At 63.7% G+C, this 22,161-nt stretch carries 11 protein-coding genes; 9 read left to right on the forward strand and 2 right to left on the reverse strand.

The features are described 5' to 3' along the window. Nucleotides 1-177 precede the first annotated feature (177 nt). The 3 genes from ACN9MU_RS04010 to ACN9MU_RS04020 all read left to right on the forward strand — a co-directional run bounded on the left by ACN9MU_RS04010 (nt 178) and on the right by ACN9MU_RS04020 (nt 12,403). Nucleotides 178-8,829, forward strand: coding sequence for a GH36-type glycosyl hydrolase domain-containing protein (locus ACN9MU_RS04010; RefSeq protein ID WP_426344198.1), 8,652 nt, complete (start codon nt 178-180; stop codon nt 8,827-8,829). Between the two features lie 122 nt (nt 8,830-8,951). Continuing rightward, nucleotides 8,952-10,793, forward strand: coding sequence for a M1 family metallopeptidase (locus ACN9MU_RS04015; RefSeq protein ID WP_426167683.1), 1,842 nt, complete (start codon nt 8,952-8,954; stop codon nt 10,791-10,793). Between the two features lie 2 nt (nt 10,794-10,795). After that, nucleotides 10,796-12,403, forward strand: coding sequence for a serine hydrolase (locus ACN9MU_RS04020; RefSeq protein ID WP_426320639.1), 1,608 nt, complete (start codon nt 10,796-10,798; stop codon nt 12,401-12,403). A 158-nt stretch (nt 12,404-12,561) separates the two neighbouring features. Here the strand turns inward: ACN9MU_RS04020 and ACN9MU_RS04025 are convergent, their stop codons facing one another. Continuing rightward, nucleotides 12,562-13,419, reverse strand: a complete 858-nt coding sequence (locus ACN9MU_RS04025) for a substrate-binding periplasmic protein (RefSeq protein WP_426167687.1) — start codon at nt 13,417-13,419, stop codon at nt 12,562-12,564. A 3-nt stretch (nt 13,420-13,422) separates the two neighbouring features. Then, nucleotides 13,423-14,238, reverse strand: coding sequence for a class I SAM-dependent methyltransferase (locus ACN9MU_RS04030; RefSeq protein ID WP_426167689.1), 816 nt, complete (start codon nt 14,236-14,238; stop codon nt 13,423-13,425). A gap of 239 nt (nt 14,239-14,477) precedes the next feature. On the opposite strand from ACN9MU_RS04030, the gene ACN9MU_RS04035 reads away from it, so the two are divergent. The 6 genes from ACN9MU_RS04035 (at nt 14,478) to ACN9MU_RS04060 (ending at nt 22,160) form a co-directional block, all read left to right on the forward strand. Then, complete coding sequence (locus ACN9MU_RS04035) at nt 14,478-16,112, forward strand: TldD/PmbA family protein (protein WP_426167691.1); 1,635 nt, start codon at nt 14,478-14,480, stop codon at nt 16,110-16,112. 16 nt (nt 16,113-16,128) lie between these two features. After that, nucleotides 16,129-17,466 carry a TldD/PmbA family protein gene (locus ACN9MU_RS04040; RefSeq protein WP_426167693.1) on the forward strand — a complete coding sequence of 446 codons (1,338 nt, stop codon included), beginning with the start codon at nt 16,129-16,131 and terminating at the stop codon, nt 17,464-17,466. 88 nt (nt 17,467-17,554) lie between these two features. Then, a complete protein-coding gene (locus ACN9MU_RS04045; RefSeq protein ID WP_426344199.1) occupies nt 17,555-19,192 on the forward strand; it encodes a TldD/PmbA family protein in 1,638 nt (545 codons plus the stop codon). A gap of 11 nt (nt 19,193-19,203) precedes the next feature. Then, the gene (locus tag ACN9MU_RS04050) at nt 19,204-20,538 is read left to right on the forward strand and encodes a TldD/PmbA family protein (protein ID WP_426320643.1); all 1,335 of its coding nucleotides are present in this window, start codon (nt 19,204-19,206) and stop codon (nt 20,536-20,538) included. A gap of 3 nt (nt 20,539-20,541) precedes the next feature. Continuing rightward, nucleotides 20,542-21,162, forward strand: coding sequence for a DUF4159 domain-containing protein (locus ACN9MU_RS04055; protein WP_426167699.1), 621 nt, complete (start codon nt 20,542-20,544; stop codon nt 21,160-21,162). Continuing rightward, nucleotides 21,159-22,160, forward strand: coding sequence for an AAA family ATPase (locus ACN9MU_RS04060; protein WP_426320645.1), 1,002 nt, complete (start codon nt 21,159-21,161; stop codon nt 22,158-22,160). The genes ACN9MU_RS04055 and ACN9MU_RS04060 overlap by 4 nt, the downstream gene beginning before the upstream one ends. Nucleotide 22,161: the final 1 nt, after the last annotated feature.

The raw sequence follows: 22,161 nt of genomic DNA on the forward strand, positions 1-22,161 counted from the left end.
ACTTAGCAAAAAAACTCGTGCTCTTTCTGATGCGAAATTTTGCGCCTGAAACGCACTGATCTGTAAGAAACCCATATGTACGCTAGCGAACAGTCGCATGTCGTGCGCCCGCCTACCATTGCTTGGAACATACTGCCGGTCTACACGGCAGTTCCAAGAATAAGTGTGAGGCCCCCCTTGAAAGAGAACCCTTTTTTATGGCCGGCCGCAAGTGCCGGTTTCAAGGAATCGGAATCGGGGTCCCTGGAAAAGGGGACCGGTGAGGAAGATGATTTGCCGCTGCGCGGTGAGCTGTTCAGCGCGCAACAGATGGAGCAGCATGGCCGCGCGCTTGCCGCCAGCCATGAGCTCAGCAAGCGTGGCGGCGGCGACCGCCTGCTGGCAAGGCTGAGCGAGAACGAAGCGCTGATCGGCGCCACCTGCGAGGGCCTGACCGAAGCGGTCAAGGAAGGCCGCCAGATCACGCCGGCATCGGAATGGCTGCTTGACAATTTCTACCTGATCGAAGACCAGATCCGCACCGCGCGGCGCCACTTGCCCAAGGATTACAGCAAGGAGCTGCCGCGCCTGGCGAAGGGCGCGCCGGAAGGCACGCCGCGCGTCTACCAGATCGCCCTGGAAATCATCGCGCACGGCGACGGCCGCGTCGATCCGGAAAGCCTGAGCCGTTTCGTCGAAGCCTATCAGGAAGTGGCGACCTTGAAGCTGGGCGAGCTGTGGGCCATCCCTATCATGCTGCGCCTGGCGCTGATCGAGAACCTGCGCCGCGTGGCGGCGCGCGTGGCGGAAAACCGCTTCCAGCGCGACCTGGCCAATAGCTGGGCCGACCAGATGGTGGAAATCGCCGACAAGAACCCGAGCGGCTTGATCTTGCTGGTGGCTGACATGGCGCGCTCCGAGCCGACCATTACCAGCGGCTTCGTGGCCGAACTGGCGCGCCGCTTGCAGGGACAAAGCCCGGTGCTGACCCTGGCGCTCAACTGGATCACCTACCGCCTGGCGGAGTCCGGCCAGACCATCGAGCAGCAGATCCAGGCTGAAATCCATTTGCAGGCAGCCGAGCAGGTCTCGATCGCCAACAGCATTGGCAGCCTGCGCTTCCTCGGCACCATGGACTGGCAGGAGTTTGTCGAGACCATGAGCGTGGTCGAGCAGTCCTTGCGCGAAGATCCGGCCGGCACCTACCCGGACATGGACTTCTCCACGCGCGACCAATACCGCCACAGCGTGGAACGCATGGCGCGCTATTCGCGTGCCACTGAGGCGGAAGTGGCGCAGCAGGCGCTCGAGCTGGCGCGCACGCGCGCCGCCGACCAGGACACGCGCCTGCATCACGTTGGCTATTACCTGGTCGGCGACGGCATGCTGCTGCTGGAGCGCCAGGTCGGCGTCCGCCTGCCGCCGCTGCGCTCCCTCAAGCGCACCATGCGCACCTCGCCCTTGCTTTCCTATCTCGGGGCAATCGGCGCGCTGTCGGTGATCGCCACTGCGCTGATGCTGGAGCGCGCCTGGCGCGACGGCGTGCAGCCGTGGGCGCTGCTGGTGCTCGGCATGCTTGCCCTGATGGGCAGCAGCCAGCTGGCGCTGGCCCTGGTCAACTGGGTGGCGACGCTGTTTGTCGAGCCGCGGCCCTTGCCGCGCATGGATTTTCGCAATGGCATTCCGCCCGATGCGCGCACCATGGTGGCGGTGCCGGCCCTGCTGTACAGCCGCGAGAACGTCGATGAACTGTGCGAGCAGCTCGAGGTGCGCTTCCTTGCCAACCGCGACCCCAACCTGCGCTTCTGCCTGTTGACCGATTTCGCCGACGCGCAGGAGGAAACGCAGCCGGCCGACGCCGCCCTGACCGAGCGCGCCGCCGCCAATATCGCGCGCCTGAACCTGAAATACACGGAGCAGGGCGCGGCCGCGCCCTTCCTCCTGCTGCATCGCCCGCGCCGCTGGAACGCTGCGCAGCGTACCTGGATGGGCGAAGAGCGCAAGCGCGGCAAGCTGTCCGACCTGAACCGCTTCATGCGCGGCGGTGCGCAGGATGCGTTCGCGCTGATCGTTGGCGATATAGACGACCTGCCCGCCTTTAAATACGTGATCACGCTCGATAGCGACACACAGCTGCCGCGCGATGCCGCGCGCCAGTTTGTCGCCACCATGCGCCATCCGCTCAACCTGCCGCGCATCGACCTGCGCCTGCGGCGCGTGGTGGCCGGCTACGGCATCCTGCAGCCGCGCGTCGCGGTCAGCCTGCCGAGCGAGAACGCTTCGCGCTACGAAAAACTGTGCGGCGGCGAACCGGGAATCGATCCGTATACCCGCACCGTCAGCGACGTCTACCAGGACGTCTTCGCCGAGGGGTCCTTCATCGGCAAGGGCATCTACGATGTCGACGTGTTCGAGGAAGTGCTGGGCGGGCGCCTGCCGCAGAACCGCATCCTGAGCCACGACCTGCTGGAAGGCTGCTACCTGCGCGCCGGCCTGCTGAGCGACGCGCAGCTGTATGAACACTATCCGTCGCGCTACCGCGACGACGTGAGCCGGCGCCAGCGCTGGATGCGCGGCGACTGGCAACTGCTGCCATGGCTGATGCGGCGCGTGCCGCTGGCGGGCGGCAAGCATGAAAGGAATCCGCTGTCGGCGCTGTCGCGCTGGAAGCTGTTCGACAACCTGCGCCGCAGCCTGGTGGCGCCGGTCCTGACCTTGTCGCTGCTGATGGCCTTTGCCGCCTTGCCGCACCCGTGGTTCTGGGCCTGCGCCGTGTTGGCGATCATCTTCCTGCCGCCGCTGGTGAGCGCCATCCACGACCTGGCGCACAAGCCCGACGACACGCTGTGGAGCCAGCATGCGCCGGCTTCGCTGCGCCGCAGCGCCATGCAGTTCGCGCACGCCTTGCTGACGCTGGTATTCCTGCCGTACGAGGCCTATGTCAGCCTGGACGCCATCGTCCGCACCGGCTGGCGCCTGCTGGTATCGCGGCGCCGCTTGCTGGAATGGCGGGCATCGGGGCTGTCGCATGCCGGCACCAGCCTGGCCAGCAACTGGCGCACCATGTGGATCGCGCCGCTGCTGGCGCTGGGAGCCGGTGCCGGCCTGGCCGTGTTGCGCCCGCAGGCCGTCGAGGCGGCGCTGCTCTTCGTCGCGGCATGGTTCGTCTCGCCGGTGGTGGCATGGTGGATCAGCCTTCCCATAGCGCGCGTGCAGCGGGCGTTGAAGGAAGACCAGAACCTGTTCCTGCACAAGCTGTCGCGCAAGACCTGGCTGTGGTTCGAGACCTTCGTCGGCCCGGAGGACAATTGGCTGCCGCCGGATAATATGCAGGAGCATCCAACCCAGGTGGTGGCGCATCGCACCTCGCCCACCAATATGGGCATGGCCCTGCTGGCCAACCTGACCGCCTACGACTTCGCCTACATTTCCGGCGCACAGCTTGCGGCGCGCACGGCCAGCACGCTGGACAGCATGTCGCAGCTTGAACGGTACCAGGGCCATTTCTACAACTGGTACGACACCCAGTCGATGAAGCCGCTGCATCCGATCTATATCTCCACCGTCGACAGCGGCAACCTGGCCGGGCACCTGCTCACGCTGCAGGCCGGCCTGGTCGGCATTGCCGAACTGCCGATCGTGCATCCGAACCTGGCGCAAGGCCTGGCCACCACCTGCGCCCTGGTGCGCGAAGCCGCGGCAACGGCGGGCAGCGTGGCAGCCGATTCACTGGCCGCGCTGGAAGTGGCCATTGCTGCGCCGCCGCCCACCTATCCGCCAAGCCTGCGGCAGCAGCGCGCCTGGCTGCTGCGCGCCTGCGAGGGCGCCGAACTGTTCCTGCGCCAGGCCTCGGTGCCGCTCGATCCACAAGTTGCGGCGTGGGCCGGTGCGCTGCATGTGCAGTGCCGCAGCCTGCTGGACGAACTGGATGGCTTCGCGCCCTGGATCACGGCGCAGGCCGAAGCGCAATACGACACGACGCTTGACCGCGTACCGACCTTGCGCGAACTGGCCAGCTGGCCCCTGCCGGGGGCGGTGCTGAGCGACCTGGCGCCCGACGAGCGCGAACGCCAGCAGCAGCTGGCGACGCTGGTGGAGCAGGGCGCGGCGCGCGCGCGCGAGCGGCTCGACACGCTGAACCGGCTGTCGCACCAGGCCAACGAATTCGCCCAGTGCGAGTACGGCTTCCTGTTCAACCAGACCACCAAGCTGCTGGCCATCGGCTATAACCTGAGCGAGCGGCGGCTGGATGCGAGCTGCTACGACCTGCTGGCCTCCGAAGTGCGGCTGGCCAGCTTTGTCGCCATCGCCCAGGGACAACTGCCGCAGGAACACTGGTTCGCCATGGGACGCCAGCTTTGCATCGTGCACGGCCAGCCGGTGCTGCTCTCCTGGAGCGGCTCGATGTTCGAGTACCTGATGCCGCTGCTGGTGATGCCGACCTACCCGAGCACCTTGCTGGACCAGACCTACCAGTCGGTGGTGGCGGCGCAGGTGGAATACGCCAGGCAGCGCAATGTGCCGTGGGGGATTTCCGAATCGGGCTACAACACCACCGACGCGGCGCTGAACTACCAGTACCGCGCCTTCGGCGTACCGGGCATCGGGCTGAAACGCGGCCTGGCGGAAGACCTGGTGGTGGCGCCGTATGCCACCATGCTGGGGCTGATGGTCGACCCGGATACCGCTTGCCAGAACCTGCAGAAGATGGCGGCCATGGGCTTCATGGGACGTTACGGCTTCTACGAGGCGATCGATTACACGGCGGCGCGCCTGCCGCGCGGCCAGCAATACGCCATCATCAAGTCCTTCATGGTGCACCACCAGGGCATGGGCTTGCTGGCGCTGAGCTACGTGCTGAACGGCCGGCCGATGCAGCGCCGCTTCGAATCCGACCCGCTGCTGCAGTCGACCCTGCTAGTGCTGCAGGAACGCAGCCCGCGCATCGGCGCCTTCCATTCGGCCAGCGCGGAGCAGGCCTCGGTGCGCAGCACGGTGCCCGAGCAGGCGGCGCCGATGCGCATCATGAGCCAGCATACGCCGCCGGTGCCGGAAACCCAGCTCCTGTCGAACGGCCGCTACCACGTGATGGTGAGCAGCGCCGGCGGCAGCTACAGCCGCTGGAACAACCTGGCCGTGACCCGCTGGCGCGAAGACAGCACGCGCGACAACTGGGGCCAGTTCTGCTACGTGCAGGACGTGGAGGACGGCGCCGTCTGGTCCACCACCTACCAGCCGACCCAGGCCGAGCCGAAGCGGCTGGAGGTGATCTTCTCCGAAGGCCGGGCAGAATTCCGCCGCAGCGACAACGAGATCGAGCTGTACACGGAAATCGTGGTGTCGCCGGAGGACGATATCGAAATGCGCCGCACGCGCATCAGCAACCATTCCGACCGGCGCCGCATCATCGAGGTCACCAGCTTCGGCGAAGTGGTGATGGCGCCGGCGCCGGCGGATAACGCGCACCAGGCATTCAGCAAGCTGTTCGTTCAGACCGAGATCGTGGAGGACGAAAGCGCCATCCTGTGCACGCGCCGCCCGCGCGGCAAGGATGAGAAAACGCCTTACTTGCTGCATGTGATGACGGTGCACGATGCGCAGGTCCAGCAGGTCTCCTATGAAACCGACCGGGCGCGCTTCATCGGCCGCGGCAACACGGCGCACGCGCCGCTGGCGCTGCGGGAGCCTGGGCCGCTGTCCGGCAGCGAGGGCTCGGTGCTCGATCCCGTGGTGGCAATCCGCTACCGTATTGCGCTGGAGCCGGGGCAGGTGTCGGTGATTGACGTGGTGACCGGCATGACCGACACGCGCGATGCCGCGCAATACCTGATCGACAAATACCAGGACCGCCACATGGCGGACCGCGTGTTCGAGCTGGCATGGACGCACAGCCAGGTGGTGCTGCGGCAGCTGAATGCCAGCGAAGCCGAGGCCCAGTTGTACGCGCGCCTGGCAAACCATGTGATCTATCCGAATGCGGCCCTGCGTGCCGATGCCGGCGTCCTGGTGCGCAACCAGCGCGGCCAATCCGGCCTGTGGGCCTACGCCATTTCCGGCGACTTGCCGATCGTACTGATGGAAATCCGCGACGCCGCCAATATCGAACTGGCGCGGCAGCTGGTGCAGGCGCATGCCTACTGGCGCCTGAAAGGGCTGGTGGTGGACTTGGTGATCTGGTACGAGGACCGCTCCGGCTACCGCCAGGCCCTCCATGACCAGATCATGGGCTTGATCGCTTCCGGACTTGATGCGCAGGCGATCGACCGGCCGGGCGGCATCTTCGTGCGGCCGACCGATGGCATCGCGCCGGAAGACCGGGTGCTGCTGCAGACGGTGGCGCGCGCCGTGCTGAGCGACGAACGCGGCACGCTGGCCGACCAGTTGAAGCGCGGCGTGGCGCCCACGCTGCGCATGCCGCCGCTGATGGTGGAAGCGCGCGCCGAAGCGTTTGAACGCGATGCCGCGGCGGGCGTCCCGTTGCCGGATGACTTGATCCTGGTGAATGGCCTGGGCGGTTTCACGCCGGACGGCAAGGAATATGTGATCGCCACCAGCGCCGGACAACGCACGCCGCTGCCGTGGTCGAACGTGATCGCCAACGCGCAGTTCGGCAGTGTTGTATCGGAAAGCGGCCAGGCCTACACCTGGCAGGAGAACGCGCATGAGTTCCGCCTGACGCCATGGCATAACGACCCGGTATCGGATCTGAGCGGCGAAGCGTTCTACCTGCGCGACGAGCAGAGCGGCCGTTTCTGGTCGCCATGCGCCTTGCCCGCGCCGGGCGCAGGCAGCTACCTGACGCGCCACGGATTCGGCTATTCTTCGTTCGAGTACGCGGAAGCGGGCATCAACAGCCGCATGACCACCTTCGTGGCGCTGGATGCGCCGGTGCGTTACACGGTGATCCGCGTGCGCAACGATTCCGACCAGGCGCGCAAGCTGTCGGTAACGGGCTACGTGGAATGGGTGCTGGGCGATATGCGCTCCAAGTCAGGCATGCATATCGTGACTGAAATCGATCCGGTGACCGGCGCCCTGTTTGCACGCAACGCCTACAACACGGAATTCTCCGGCCGCGTAGCCTTCTTCAATGCCGATGCTTCCGTGCGCAGCGTGACCTGCGACCGCACGGAATTCATCGGCCGTAACGGCAGCCTGGCCCGGCCGGCAGCGCTGCGGCGCGTGCGCTTGTCGGGCAAGGCCGGCGCGGGACTGGATGCCTGCGCGGCGATCCAGGCGCCATTCGAGCTGCAGCCGGGGCAGGAGCGCGAGATCGTGTTCGTGCTCGGCATGGGCGGCCGCCGCAATGCCGACGCCACCAACGTGGTGCAGCGCCACGGCGGGCGCGGGGCGGCGCTGCAGGCGCTGGGCGAAGTGCATGCGCATTGGGACAAGGTGCTGGGCGCGGTGCAGGTGCAGACGCCGGAGCCGGAGCTCGACGTACTGGCCAATGGCTGGCTGATGTACCAGACCATTGCCTGCCGCATGTGGGCGCGCAGCGGCTATTACCAGAGCGGCGGTGCGTTTGGCTTCCGCGACCAGCTGCAGGACGCGATGGCGATGGTGCATACGCGTCCCGACATCCTGCGCGAGCATTTGATCCTGTGCGCGGCGCACCAGTTCGTGGAGGGCGACGTGCAGCACTGGTGGCATCCGCCTTCCGACCGAGGCGTGCGCACGCACTGTTCGGATGACTACCTGTGGCTGCCGCTCGCGGCATGGCGCTATGTGTCCAGCACGGGCGATATGTCGGTGCTGGATGAGCAGGCGCCCTACCTGGAAGGCCGCCCCGTGCAGCCCGAGGAGGATTCCTATTACGACATGCCGAGCCGCTCGGCCCATGCGGGTGACTTGTACGAGCACTGCGTGCGCGCCATCCGCAACGGCCTGCGGTTTGGCGAACATGGCTTGCCGCTGATCGGCTCCTGCGACTGGAACGACGGCATGGACAAGGTGGGCGAGCATGGCAAGGGCGAGAGCGTGTGGCTGGCCTGGTTCCTGATCGAGGTGCTGCAGCGCTTTGCCGAAGTGGCCGAGAGACGCGACGACTCCTCTTTCGCCAGCGAATGCCGCGAGCAGGCCAAACAGCTTGCCGCCAATATCGAAGCCAATGCCTGGGACGGCCAGTGGTATCGCCGCGCCTACTTCGACGACGGCACCCCGCTAGGCTCCGCACAGAACGAGGAATGCCAGATCGACTCGATCTCGCAAAGCTGGGGCGTGCTGACCGGCGCCGCCGACAAGGCGCGTGTGGAAGGCGCGATGGAGCAGGTGGAAGCGCGCCTGGTGCGGCGCGAGTTCGGCCTGATCCAGCTGCTCGATCCACCGTTCGACAAGTCCGCGCTCAATCCCGGCTATATCCGCGGCTACGTGCCGGGCGTAAGGGAGAACGGCGGCCAGTACACCCACGCCGCCATCTGGACTGTGATGGCCTTCGCGCGCCTGGGCGATGTTGAACGGGCCTGGGACCTGATGCGGATGATTAATCCGGTACGGCACGGTTCCGATGCCGAATCCTGCGCGCGCTACAAGGTCGAGCCGTACGTGGTGACCGCCGACGTCTACGCCGTCGAGCCGCACGTCGGCCGCGGCGGCTGGAGCTGGTACACCGGCTCCTCGGGCTGGATGTACCGCCTGCTGCTGGAGTCCCTGCTCGGCCTGACGCGCCAGGCCGACAAGCTGCTGCTGGCGCCGCGCCTGCCGGCATCCTGGCCCGGATTCACGCTGCACTACCGCCACGGCAGCAGCACCTACGTCCTGCGCATCACCCGCGGCGAAGCCACCGCCTCGCCAACGGAAATCGCCTTGGTCGACGACGGCACCACCTACGAGATAGACATCAAAGTGTGATTTGAAAGTCGGGGTCAGGTCTGGCAACAGGACATTTGCGCTGCGCAAATGTCCTGTTGCCAGACCTGACCCCGACTTTAGGTGTGCTATCCTCTGCGCGCTTGTAACAACAGAGAGATGCCATGTTCCGACTGTCTTTGACTGCTGCTGCGTTGGCGGCTGCGTTTGCGCTACCCGCGCGGGCGCAGGATCCGCTGAGCTTTGCGCGCTACGACCAGGTGCGCACCACCGACCTGCACCTGGACCTGAGAGCCGACTTCACGCGCAAGACGCTCGACGGTTATGCGGAACTGTCGCTGAACTGGATCGACAAGTCGGCGCGCACCCTGGTGCTTGACACGCGCCAGCTCAAGATCGCGCGCGTGCAAGTTCAGCGCCCTGACGGCAACTGGGCGCCGGCCTCCTTCATGCTCGACAAGCAGGATCCGAAGAAGGGCCGCGCCCTGCGCATCGCCCTGCAATCGCAGCCCGAGAAAGTCCGCATCTATTACCGTACCGCGCCGACCGCGAATGCGCTGCAGTGGATGAATCCCGAGCAGACGCTGTCGGGCAAGCGCCCCTTCATGTTCAGCCAGTCGGAAACCATCGATGCGCGTTCGTGGGCGCCGGTGCAGGATACGCCGGCGGTGCGCTTCACCTACAGCGCCCATATCGACGCGCCGGCCGGCATGCGCGTGGTGATGAGTGCGGAAGGCGACCAGCATGCGACCGGCAAGGGCGGCTGGAACTTCAAGATGCCGCAACCGATCCCGGCCTACCTGCTGGCCATCGCCATCGGCGAAATCGAACTGCGCAACCTCGGTCCGCGCACCGCGGTGTACGCGGAGCCCGGCCGCATCGATGCCGCTGCCTACGAGCTGGCCGACACCGAGAAGATGATCAATGCTGCCGAAGCGTTGTACGGCCCTTATCGCTGGGGGCGCTATGACATGCTGGTGCTGCCGCCATCGTTCCCGATCGGCGGCATGGAAAACCCGCGCATGACTTTCCTGACCCCGACCATGATCGCGGGCGATCGCAGCCTGAACGACCTGATCGCGCACGAACTGGCGCATAGCTGGTCCGGCAACCTGGTGACCAACGCTTCGTGGAAGCACTGGTGGCTGAACGAGGGCTTTACCACCTACGTCACCACCCGCATCGTGGAAAGCCTGTACGGCAAGGAAGTGGCCGACATGAACCTGCAGGTGGAGCAGGCCGAAGCCGTCGCGTCGTTGAAGGACATCCCGCCCGCCAAGCAGGCCTTGCTGACCAAGGACCCCGACACCAACCCGGACACCTACACCGACGAGGGCCTGGCCTACCCGAAAGGCGCCTGGCTGCTGCACACGCTGGAGCAGCGTGCCGGCCGCGACGTGTTCGACCCCTTCCTGCGCGGCTGGTTCGACCAGCACGCCTTCCAGTCGGCGACCACCGCCGAATTCGTCGAGTACCTGCGCAAGAACCTGCTGGCAAAAAATCCCGCCATCATGGGCGATGCGGAGCTGGACGAATGGCTGCACGGCAGCGGCATCCCGGCCGGCGCGCAGTACGTGAATTCGCCGCGCCTGGCCGCGCTGGACGGCAAGCGCGACGCCTGGTTGAAAGGCGACCTGGGCACCAGCCTGCTGGAGACGCAGCAGTGGACCGCGCTGGAGTGGATGCATTTCCTGAACGGCATCGACAGCAAGGCCAATGCTGCGCAAATGAAGGAGCTCGACGAGGCGTTCAAGCTGCGCGATACGAAGAATAATGAAATCGGCTTCCGCTTCCTGCTGGCGTCCGTGCATGCGGGCTACGGCGTGCGCGAGCCGTTGAATGCCTTCCTCATGAGCGTGGGGCGCCAGAAGTTCGTGGTTCCGCTGTACAAGGCGCTGCTGAACAACCCGAACGAAGCAGCATGGGCCAAAGGCGTCTACGCCAAGGCGCGGCCGCGCTACCATCCTGAGACCCAGGGTTCCGTCGACAAATTGCTGAAGAAATGACCATGCTGCTGAAGAAACGAATTGCCACCCTGCTCATGCTGGCCTTCGCAGCCAGTGCCGCCATCGGCGCGCCGGCCATCGCCGCGGCGGAAGGCGCGGTAGCCGCCGCCGCTGCCAGTGCGCCAGCCTTCGACCTCGAGCGTGACGTCAACCTGGCGCTGAAGACCTTCGACGTGCCCGGCATGGCCATCGCCATCGTCAAGGACGGCAAGGTGGTGGCGACCAGGGGCTTCGGCGTGCGCCGGCTCGGCAACCCGGCGCCGGTCACGGAGCAAACGCTGTTCGAGATTGCCTCGAACTCGAAAGCCTTTACCGCTGCCGAACTGGCGCAGCTGGTGGACGAGGGCAAGCTGGGCTGGGACGACCCGGTTACCAAGCACCTGCCGGGTTTCCAGATGGCGGACGCCTACGTGACCCAGGCCATGACCGTGCGCGACCTGCTGGTGCACCGCAGCGGCCTCGGGCTGGGCGCCGGCGACCTGCTGTGGTGGCCGACCACGACCTTCAGCACCGATGAAATCATCGACCGCCTGCGCAACGTGAAGCTGGCGACCAGCTTCCGCAACAGCTACGCCTACGACAACCTGCTGTACATCGTGGCGGGCAAGATCGTTGCGCAGAAGTCCGGCAAGAGCTGGGAAGAGGCGACGCGCGAACGCATCCTGGCGCCGCTGGGCATGAACGGCAGCACCACCAATGTCGATGACATGCTGAAAACGGCCGACTATTCGGCGCCGCACAGCAAGGTCAATGGCAAGGCCGCCGTGGTCAAGCCGATGCCGGTGCAAAACGCGGTTGGCGCGGTCGGCATCCAGACCAATGCGCAAGACATCGCCAAGTGGATGCAGGTCCTGCTCAACGAAGGCAAGATGGAGAACGGCAAGCAGCTGTTCAGCGCCAAGCAGGCGCGCGAGATGTGGACCCAGCAAACACCAATGAAGATCAGCGAGCCGAAACCGGCGCTGGCTGCCACCAGGCCTAACTTCGCGGCGTACGGCCTGGGTTTCCAGCTGCGCGATTACCGCGGCCGCAAAGTCGCCATGCACGGCGGCGCGCTGCAGGGCTTTTATTCGCGTATCGTGATGGTGCCGGAAGAGAAGCTGGGCGTGGCCATCTTCACCAATGCGGAGAACGGCCCGGTCATGACGGCGCTGCAATGGCGCATCCTGGACCACTACATGGGCGCGGCGCCGACCGACTGGATCAAGCTCTACGCCGAGCAGGAAGCTGAAATGCACAAGGAAGAACTGGCGCGCCAGGGCAAGCTGTCCTCGGCCCGGGCGGCGGCATCCAGGCCTTCGCTGCCGCTGGCATCCTACAACGGCGACTATAACGATCCCTGGTATGGCACGGTGAGCATCAGGCAGGAAGGCGGCAAGCAGCTCATGTCGTTCAGCCGCACGCCGGATTTGACCGGCACGCTGGAGCACTTCCAGCACGACACGTTCATCGTGCGCTGGAAGGAGCGCAATTTCAACGCCGATGCCTATGTGACGTTTTCGCTGAATCCGGACGGTTCGATTGATCGCATGAAGATGGCGCCAGTGTCCACCGAGACGGATTTCAGCTATGACTTCGCCGATTTGTCCTTTACTCCGGTGAAAAAATGACAAAATTCCGACAAACTTGAAACGAAGTGTGAGAATCATTCATGTGCGCATGCAGCATAATAGCGGCTGGTTTGTGCACTTGGGAGAATGAATGACTAGCCTGATCGTTTCAATTGCCGTCGTCTTGGGCGGTCTTTTCGTTGCCGGATACGGCTTTGTCACCTTGATGAGCCGCCTGCAATCCCGCTAGGAAGCTCCAGTTCAAATACCTTGCGCTTGCGCGCCGCGATCTCCCCCAGGGCGCGCTGGAAAGCCGGGTAGCCGTTCAACAGCTTGTCGAAACTGCCATCGGCTTGCGCAAGTTTCAAGCCTCGCTCCACCCGCTCCGCCATCGCCTTGTTGTCCTTGCTGACAAAGAAATAGAACGGTACGCGGTAATGCAGGAAGATCGTCGGTTCCACCATCAATCCATCCTTCCCATACACCTTTTCCTCGGCCCAGGCCTCGTGCACGCCGCGCGGCATGTAGTCGAAGCGCTTTGCTTTCAGCATCGGGAACAGCGAACTGTAATTGACCGTCGTTTCAACCGGCAGGCGGTTGTGGCGCAACACATCCACCGAAGGCCAGTTGACGCCCGCGCCGGCAACGAGCTTGCGCAGGTCGCCCAGGCTGCGAACCTCGCGGAAGCGGGCTTCATCCTCCTTGCGGATCATGAAGACGCGGTAATCGTTCAGCTCGCGCACCAGGGAGATGCGAATCGGCAGCAGGTCGCGTTCGCGCTCGGCGTTGGTGCCGTCCCACATGATGTTGATGACGCCATTGCGCTTGAGTTCCAGGGCGCGGCGCGGGCTGGTCAGTTCGTGGGGATAGAACTCGATGGAGAAGGGGCCGTCGGTCTTTTCCAGCGCGAGGCGCAGCAGCAGGTGAAAGTAGGTGACCTGTACCTCGGAGCCAGGCGTGACCGAGGGCAGGACGAAGCGCATCAGCGGCGCATTGGCCGCGTCGCCCGCATTGGCCAGGGTGGATGCTGCCGCCAGCAGCAAGCCGGCGGCAGAGCGTTGCAGCTTTTTCAGCACTGATTACTGCGGCTTGACGAACTTCAGCGTCATGCGGTCGCTCTCGCCAATGGCAGCGTACTTGGCGCGGTCCTTGTCCTTGTTGGTGAAGGTCGGAGGCAAGGCCCACACCCCGTTCTCGTGGTTGGCGTCATCCTTGGCATTGGCGTTGACTTCAGACTTTGCCACCAGCTTGAAGCCGGCCTGTTCGGCCATCTTGATGACATAGGCTTCGTGCATATAGCCGGTACTGGCCTTGGCATCCTGGGTCATGGCGGACGGCAGGCGGTGTTCTTCCACGCCGAAGATACCGCCTGGTTTCAGCGTGTCGTAGATGCTGGCCATCAGCTTCTTCATGTTCTCGTCGCCGGTGCCGATCCAGTTATGGATGTTGCGGAACGTGAGCACCATGTCGGCGCTGCCTTTCGGCGCGTAAGTGTATACGCCGTTGCCCGGTTCGAAGGCGCCCAGCACCACCTTGTCGCGGCCCGGCTGCTTGGCCAGGAACTCCTGGAAGCGTTCAGCCGACTTGCGCACGCGTTCGTCGGCCGATTGCGGGCTGGAGCCGGCGGTAATCAGCTTGCCCTGGTCGCGCAGGTAAGGGGCCAGGATTTCGGTGTACCAGCCGCCGCCCGGCGACAGTTCGACCACCGTCATGTTCGGCTTGATGCCGAAGAAGGTCAGGGTCTCGTAAGGATGGCGGTACTGGTCGCGTTTGACGTTGTCCGCGTTGCGGGTAGGGCTGGCGATTGCAGCTTTCAGGGCAGGATCTGCCAGTGCAACGCCGGAAAAACCGGTAAAGCCAACGGCCAGCAGGCCGGCCAGGACGTACTGTTTCATTCAGGAGTCTCCTTTTTTCGTTGGGCAGGCGACGCAGCGGCTCCGGTCGCCCGGGACTTGATGATCGTGCAAGCTGGCCGCCCGGTCAAGTGTCCGCGCGGACGGTGTGCGGACACTGCCCGGACACTTTTTGCGGATATGTTTCAGCTTTGTACAAGCTTTACACAATGGCATAAAAATTGCGTACGATTTGATCCCTGCAAGCTGTCTTAGGTAAAAACGATAACCCTGGAGAGACTATGGAACGACGTGCATTCCTCAACATGAGCGGCGGTGCAATGGCTGCCATGATGATGCCTTTTGGCCGCGCCATTGCGGCCGACGAGCTGGTAAAGCCCGTGGAAGTGAAGTTCAAGAAGATGCTGGCAGATACCGCGCTGACCGCGGCCACCCAGGCCGGCGCCAGCTACTGCGACGTGCGCATCGGCCGCTACCTGAACCAGTTCATCACGACCCGTGACCTGAACATCGAAAACGTCACCAATACCGAATCCGCTGGCGTGGGCGTGCGCGTGATCGCCAACGGCGCCTACGGCTTTGCCGCCACCAGCGACATGTCGCCGGACGGCGTGGCCGGCGCGGCGCGCCAGGCGGTCGCCATCGCCAAGGCGAACGCCAAGCTGCAGGCAGCCGGCGTGCAGCTGGCGCCGACGCCGGGCGTGGGCGAAGTGTCGTGGGCGACCCCGATCAAGAAGGACTGGCGCACCGTGCCGATCAAGGAGAAGGCCGACCTGCTGATCACCGCCAACAAGGGCGCGCTGGAAGCCGGCGCTTCGTTCATCCAGTCCTTGCTGTTCCAGGTTAACCAGCAGAAGTACTTCGCTTCCACCGACGGTTCCTATATCGACCAGGACCTGCATCGCCTGTGGGTGCCGTTCTTCGCCACGGCCGTTGACAAGTCGACCGGCAAGTTCCGCAGCCGTTCCGACCTGGGCACCCCGGTCGGCATGGGCTATGAATACCTGGACGGCCGCAAGGAAGACAAGATCAAGGCAGCGGGCGGCGTTGCCACGCTGTACAACCGTACCTATGACCTGGTCGAGGATGCGAAGGCCGCCGGCCGCCAGGCCAAGGAAAAGCTGACCGCCAAGTCGGTCGAGCCGGGCAAGTACGACCTGGTGCTGTCGCCGGAACATATGTGGCTGACCATCCACGAATCCGTCGGCCACCCGACCGAACTCGATCGCGTGCTGGGCTACGAGGCCAACTTCGCCGGCACTTCCTTCGCGACCCTGGACAAGCAGCAGTCGAAGAAATTCAAGTACGGTTCGGACCTGGTCAACATCGAGGCAGACAAAACCATCCAGGGTTCGCTGGGGGCGGTCGGCTACGACGACGAAGGCGTCAAGTGCAAGAAGTGGGACATCATCAAGGACGGCATCCTGGTGAATTACCAGGCTACGCGCGACCAGGCGGCGGTGATCGGCGAGAAAGAATCGCACGGCTGCTCCTACGCGGACTCCTGGAGCAATGTGCAGTTCCAGCGCATGCCTAACGTTTCGCTCAAGGCTGGCAAGAAGAAGATGACCCCGGACGAACTGGTGAAAGACGTGAAGAAGGGCATCTACATCGTGGGGGCCGGTTCCTTCTCGATCGACCAGCAGCGCTACAACTTCCAGTTCGGCGGCCAGATGTTCTACGAGATCAAGGACGGCAAGATCGGCCAGATGCTGGAAGACGTGGCTTACCAGTCGAATACCCAGGAGTTCTGGAACGCCTGCACCGCCATGTGCGATGAGCGCGACTGGCGCATGGGCGGCTCTTTCTTCGACGGCAAAGGCCAGCCGATGCAGGTGAGCGCGGTGTCGCACGGTTCGTCAACTTCGCGATTCAACGGCATCAACGTGATCAACACTGCACGCAAGATCGGCTAAGGCGAAAGGACTACGAATGAAGATCCTGAATCAGGAAGAGACCAAGCGCATCTCCGACAAGGTCATGTCGCTGAGCAAAGCCGATGAGTGCATCGTCACCATCAACGGCAGCCGCACCGGCAATATCCGCTATGCGCGCAATGCCGTGTCGACTGCCGGCCTGGTGGAAAATACCCAGCTGTCCGTGGCGGTCGCCTTCGGCAAGAAGCAGGGCACGGCAGTCATCAACGAGTTTGACGACAAGTCGCTGGCGAAAGCCGTGCAGCGCGCGGAAGAACTGGCAAAACTGGCGCCGGAAAATCCGGAGTTCATGCCGACGCCGGACAAGCAGGCGTTCAAGGGCTCCGACACCTTCAGCAAGTCGACCGACGCGATCAATCCTGAGTACCGCGCGCAGGTGGCGGCTTACAGCATCGAGGCCTGCAAGAAGAAGGGCCTGGTCGCTGCGGGCTTCTTTACCGACCAGTCCTCGTTCGAGACAGTCGCCAACTCGCGCGGCGTGTTCGGCCACCAGTCGCAGACCGGCATCGACTTCACCTGCACCGTGCGGACCGAAGACGGCCGCGGTTCGGGCTGGGTGCGCCGCGATGCTCAGGACGTCAATCGCTTCGATCCGCGCGCAGCGGCCGAAGTGGCGATGGAGAAGGCGATCCGCTCGGCAGAAGCCAAGGCGCTGGAGCCTGGCCGCTATACGGTGATCCTGGAACCTGCCGCGACTTCCGACCTGCTGGCGTTCATGTTCAGCAGCTTCGACGCGCGTTCGGCCGACGAGGGCCGCAGCTTCCTGGCCAAGAAGGGCGGCGGCAACCGCATGGGCGAAAAACTGTTCGACGAGCAGGTGAACGTGTGGGCCGACCCGTGGGATAAGGATATTCCTGTGCTGCCATGGGATAACCAGACCTTGCTGGCGCGCGAGCGCATGGACATCATCAAGAACGGCAAGATCGCTTCGTTGAACTACTCGCCGTTCTGGGGCAAGAAACAGGGCCAGCGCGCTGTAGGCCAACCGGGCAATATCATCATGTCCGGCGGTTCCAAGTCGACCGAGGAACTGGTTGCCTCGACCAAGAAGGGCATCCTGGTGACCCGTACCTGGTATATCCGCATGGTCGATCCGCAAACCGTGCTGCTGACCGGCCTGACCCGCGATGGCACTTTCTACATCGAGAACGGCAAGATCAAGCACCCGGTGAAGAACTTCCGATTCAATGAAAGCCCGGTGACGATGTTGAACAACATCGAGGAACTGGGCCGTCCGGAAGTGCTGGCCGGCGACGAGTCGCAATTCCAGCTGCTGATTCCGGCCATGAAGGTGCGGGACTTCAACTTCACCTCTTTGTCTGACGCTGTATAGGAAACCGAAGAGCGCAGCCGCCGCGCCACAAAGTGTCAGACCCTGTGGGTCTGACACTGCTTTACCGGTTTAAAAATGGAGCAACACATTGGAACGCAGATCCTTCCTGAAAGTCGCCGCTGCCGCCGGCGGCACCATGCTGGTCCCCGTCTTCGGCAACGCCATCGCCGCCGAAGACCTGATGAACCCGATGGCCCGCAAGTTCAAGAAAGAACTCGCCGACGCCGCGCTGAACGCCGCCACCAAGGCCGGCGCCAGCTACTGCGACGTGCGCATTGGCCGCTACCTGAACCAGTTCATCACCACCCGCGACACGCGCGTTGAAAACATCGTCAACACCGAATCGACCGGTGTCGGCGTGCGCGTGATCGCCAATGGCGCCTACGGCTTCGCCGCCACCAACGCGCTGACAGTCGACGCCGTCGCCGACGCCGCGCGCCAGGCAGTGGCCATTGCACGCGCCAACGCGCGCCTGCAGGCCTCGCCGGTGCAACTGGCGCCGGTCAAAGGCGTGGGCGAAGTCGCATGGCAGACGCCTTTCAAGAAGGATTGGCGCGAAGTGCCGATCAAGGAAAAGGCCGACATGCTGCTGGCCGCGAACAAGGCTGGCCTGGATGCCGGCGCCTCCTTCATGACCGCCAACCTGTTCCAAGTCAATCAGCAGAAATACTTTGCCTCGACCGACGGTTCCTACATCGACCAGGACGTACACCGCCTGTGGGCGCCTTTCACCGCGACTGCAGTGGACAAGGCAACCGGCAAGTTCCGCACCCGCGACGGCCTGTCTTCGCCGGCCGGCATGGGTTACGAATTCTTCGACGCCAAGCCGGAGCACAAGGTGCGCGCGGCAGGCGGCGTGACGCAGTTGTACAACGGCGGCTACGACATCATCGAAGACGCCAAGGCCGCCGGCAAGCAAGCGCGAGAAAAGCTCTCGGCCAAGTCGGTCGAGCCAGGCAAGTACGACCTGGTGCTGAGCCCTGAACACCTGTTCCTGACCATTCACGAGAACGTCGGTCACGCAACGGAACTGGACCGCGTGCTAGGCTATGAAGCCAACTACGCCGGCACCTCCTTTGCGACGCTGGACAAGTGGAAGAGCAGGAATTTCAAGTACGGTTCCGACATCGTCAACATCGTGGCCGACAAGACCACTCCCGGTTCGCTGGGCTGTGTGGGCTACGACGATGAAGGCGTGCCTTCGAAGAAATGGGACCTGATCCGCAACGGCATCCTGGTGAATTACCAGGCCACGCGCGACCAGGCGCACATCATCGGCGAGAAGGAGTCTCACGGTTGCTCATATGCGGATTCCTGGAGCAGCGTGCAGTTCCAGCGCATGTCCAACGTCTCGCTGGAAGCAGGCAAGAAGCCGCTGTCGGTGGACGACATGGTCAAGGACGTGAAAAAAGGTATCTACATCCTGGGCCGCGGTTCCTATTCGATCGACCAGCAGCGCTACAACTTCCAGTTCGGCGGCCAGTTGTTCTACGAGATCAAGGACGGCAAGGTCGGCCAGATGCTGAACGACGTGGCATACCAGTCGAACACCCAGGAGTTCTGGAACTCTTGTTCGGCCACCTGCGACCAGCGCGACTGGCGCATGGGCGGTTCGTTCTTCGACGGCAAAGGCCAGCCAAGCCAGGTCAGCGCCGTGTCGCATGGTTCCTCGACCACGCGCTTCAACGGCATCAATGTGATCAACACTGCCCGCAAGATTGACTAAGGACGCGATAGATGAAACTCCTGAGCAAAGACGAAGCAAAAAGCATTTGCGACAAAGTGATGGCCATGTCCAAGGCCGACGAGTGCCGCGTCAACCTGAGCGGAAGCCGCAAGGGCAACGTGCGTTACGCCAACAACAGCGTTTCCACTGCCGGCCTGATTGAAGATACGACCTTGGTGGTCAGCGTCGCTTTCGGCAAGAAGCAAGGTTCCGCCACCTGCAACCAGTTCGACGCCAAGTCGCTGGAAGCGGCCGTGCGCCGCGCCGAGGAAATCGCGCGCCTGGCCCCGGAAAATCCGGAATTCATGCCGGCCGTGGGCAAGCAGGACTTCAAGGCCAGCAATACCTTCAACCGTAATGCCGAGGCATTCAATCCCGAATACCGCGCAGATGTGGCCTTCGCCAGTATCGCCGCCGCCAAGAAGGCCGGCTTGCAGGCGGCGGGCTTCTTCAACGACAGCATTGGCTTCGACTGCATCGCCAACTCGAACGGCGTGTTCGGCTTCCAGGAACTGGGCGGCCTGAATTTCACCGTGACCACCCGCACCGACGACGGCCGCGGTTCGGGCTGGGTCAATCGTGCCGCCTACGATCCGAAGGCATTCGATCCGCGCGCGGCATCCGAAATCGCCATCGAGAAGGCCTTGCGCTCGGTGGACGCCAAGGCCTTGGAACCGGGCCGCTATACCGTGGTGATGGAACCTGCCGCCACCAACGACCTGCTGAATTTCATGTTCAGCGCCTTCGATGCGCGTTCGGCCGACGAAGGGCGCAGCTTCCTGTCCAAGAAGGGCGGCGCCAATCGCCTGGGCGACAAGCTGTTCGACGAGCAGGTGAATGTGTGGACTGACCCGTGGGATGCCAATGCACCGGTGCTGCCATGGGACCAGGGATCGATGCAGGCACGCGCGCGCCGCGACCTGATCAAAGGCGGCGTGATCACCTCGCTCGACTACAACCGCTACTGGGCGCAAAAGCAGAAGAAGGAAGCGACTCCGCCGGCGGGCAACATCATCATGGCGGGCGGATCGAAGTCGACCGAGGAACTGATTGCTTCGACCAAGAAGGGCATCCTGGTGACCCGCACCTGGTATATCCGCATGGTGGACCCGCAATCGGTGGCGCTGACCGGCCTGACCCGCGACGGCACCTTCTACATCGAGAACGGCAAGATCAAGCACCCGATCAAGAACTTCCGCTTCAACGACAGCCCGGTCTCGATGCTGAACAATATCGATGAACTGGGGCGTCCGGTGCTGATCGGCGATACCGATGCGCGCAAGCTGATGATCCCCGCCATGAAGGTGCGGGACTTCAACTTCACGTCGCTGTCCGACGCGGTCTGAGGAATGCCCGCCTACGATTTCTACTTCACGCGCCTGACTTACGAGTCGGGCGACTGGGATGTCGATATCCGCATGCCGAGCAATGTGCTCAACTCCCTGGTCGAATACACGACCCTGAAGGTTGATCCCGTTGAACGCATCGTCGCGCTGTCCGATCCGAAGATGCTGGAGGCGCCGTTCTGCTACCTGGCCGGCCATAAGCTGGTGCAGTTCACGCCTGCCGAGCGCAAGAACTTCGAGCGCTACGTGCGTGGCGGCGGCTTTGTTTTCGTGGACGACTGCAACCACGACATCGACGGCTTGTTTGCGAAATCGTTCGAGGCGGAAGTGGCCCGCATCTTCGGCCCGAAAGCACTGCACAAGATTCCCAACAGCCACCCGCTGTATTCCGCGTTCTTCAAATTCGACGGACCGCCGAATACCGGGATGGAGTTGAATGGCTGGGGCGACGACCTGGTGCACGACTACCTGAAGGCCGTGGAATTCGGCGGCCGCATCAGGCTTTTGTATAGCAATAAGGACTATGGCTGCGAGTGGGATTACGACTTCCGCAACAAGCGCTGGCTGGCAATCGACAACACGCGCTTCGCAGTCAACATCATTCAATACGCGTTGGGAGCATGACCGTGGCTGAAAGCGGCTGGAGCGAAAACGAGATCGGCGTACTGCACGCCAAGGTGAAGGCACTGAAGGCGAGCATGGGTCGCGTCATCATCGGCCAGGAAGAGGTAATCGACTCGCTGGTCATCTGCCTGCTGGCCGGCGGCCATGCGCTGGTGGAAGGCGTGCCGGGCCTGGGCAAGACGCTGCTGGTGAAGTCGCTGGCGCAGGCCACCGACATGGAATTCCGCCGCGTGCAGTTCACGCCGGACCTGATGCCGTCCGATATCGTCGGTACCGAGATCCTGGAAGAGGACCATGCGACGCGCAAGCGCGAGTTCCGTTTCCAGCAAGGGCCGGTGTTCACGCAAGTGCTGCTGGCGGACGAAATCAACCGCGCGCCGCCGAAGACGCAATCGGCGCTGCTGGAAGCGATGCAGGAACGCTCGGTGACCTTCGCCGGCCAGACGCATAAGCTGCCGCGCCCATTCTTCGTGCTGGCGACGCAGAATCCGATCGAGCAGGCAGGCACCTATCCGCTGCCTGAAGCGCAGCTGGACCGCTTCCTGCTGCATATCGATGTCGGTTACCCCACGGAAGACGAAGAAATCGCGATGGTATCGGCCACCACGCACGCCGGCTTGAAGGATGCGGAGCCGGCGATGGATGTGGAAACCTTGCTGCGCCTGCAGGCGCTGGTGCGCGATATCGAAATCGGCGAGCACCTGCTGCGCTACGCAACGCGCCTGGTGCGAGCCACCCGTCCCCGCGAGACGAGCGTCGAAGCGGTGAAAAAGCACGTCGGCTGGGGCGCAGGACCGCGCGCGGGCCAGGCCTTGGTGCTGGCCTCCAAGGCGCGTGCATTGATGCAGGGCCGCCTGGCGGTCACCCGCGAGGACATCGGCCACATGCTGCTGCCGGTGCTGGCGCACCGTGTCCTGCGCAATTTCGAAGCGGAAGCTGACGGCATTGCGATTGCCGGCATCCTGGCCGCACTGCGCGACGCAATCAAGCCCGAATAAG

This window comes from Pseudoduganella sp. R-32 (assembly GCF_049913245.1).
Classification (GTDB): Bacteria; Pseudomonadota; Gammaproteobacteria; order Burkholderiales; family Burkholderiaceae_D; genus Rugamonas.

Bases quoted from the DNA above. Each gene is read 5' to 3' on its own strand.
- ACN9MU_RS04015 (WP_426167683.1), top strand. From the start codon at position 8,952: ATGTTCCGACTGTCTTTGACTGCTGCTGCGTTGGCGGCTGCGTTTGCG.
- ACN9MU_RS04020 (WP_426320639.1), top strand. From the start codon at position 10,796: ATGCTGCTGAAGAAACGAATTGCCACCCTGCTCATGCTGGCCTTCGCA.
- ACN9MU_RS04030 (WP_426167689.1), bottom strand. From the start codon at position 14,238: ATGAAACAGTACGTCCTGGCCGGCCTGCTGGCCGTTGGCTTTACCGGT.
- ACN9MU_RS04035 (WP_426167691.1), top strand. From the start codon at position 14,478: ATGGAACGACGTGCATTCCTCAACATGAGCGGCGGTGCAATGGCTGCC.
- ACN9MU_RS04040 (WP_426167693.1), top strand. From the start codon at position 16,129: ATGAAGATCCTGAATCAGGAAGAGACCAAGCGCATCTCCGACAAGGTC.
- ACN9MU_RS04050 (WP_426320643.1), top strand. From the start codon at position 19,204: ATGAAACTCCTGAGCAAAGACGAAGCAAAAAGCATTTGCGACAAAGTG.
- ACN9MU_RS04055 (WP_426167699.1), top strand. From the start codon at position 20,542: ATGCCCGCCTACGATTTCTACTTCACGCGCCTGACTTACGAGTCGGGC.
- ACN9MU_RS04060 (WP_426320645.1), top strand. From the start codon at position 21,159: ATGACCGTGGCTGAAAGCGGCTGGAGCGAAAACGAGATCGGCGTACTG.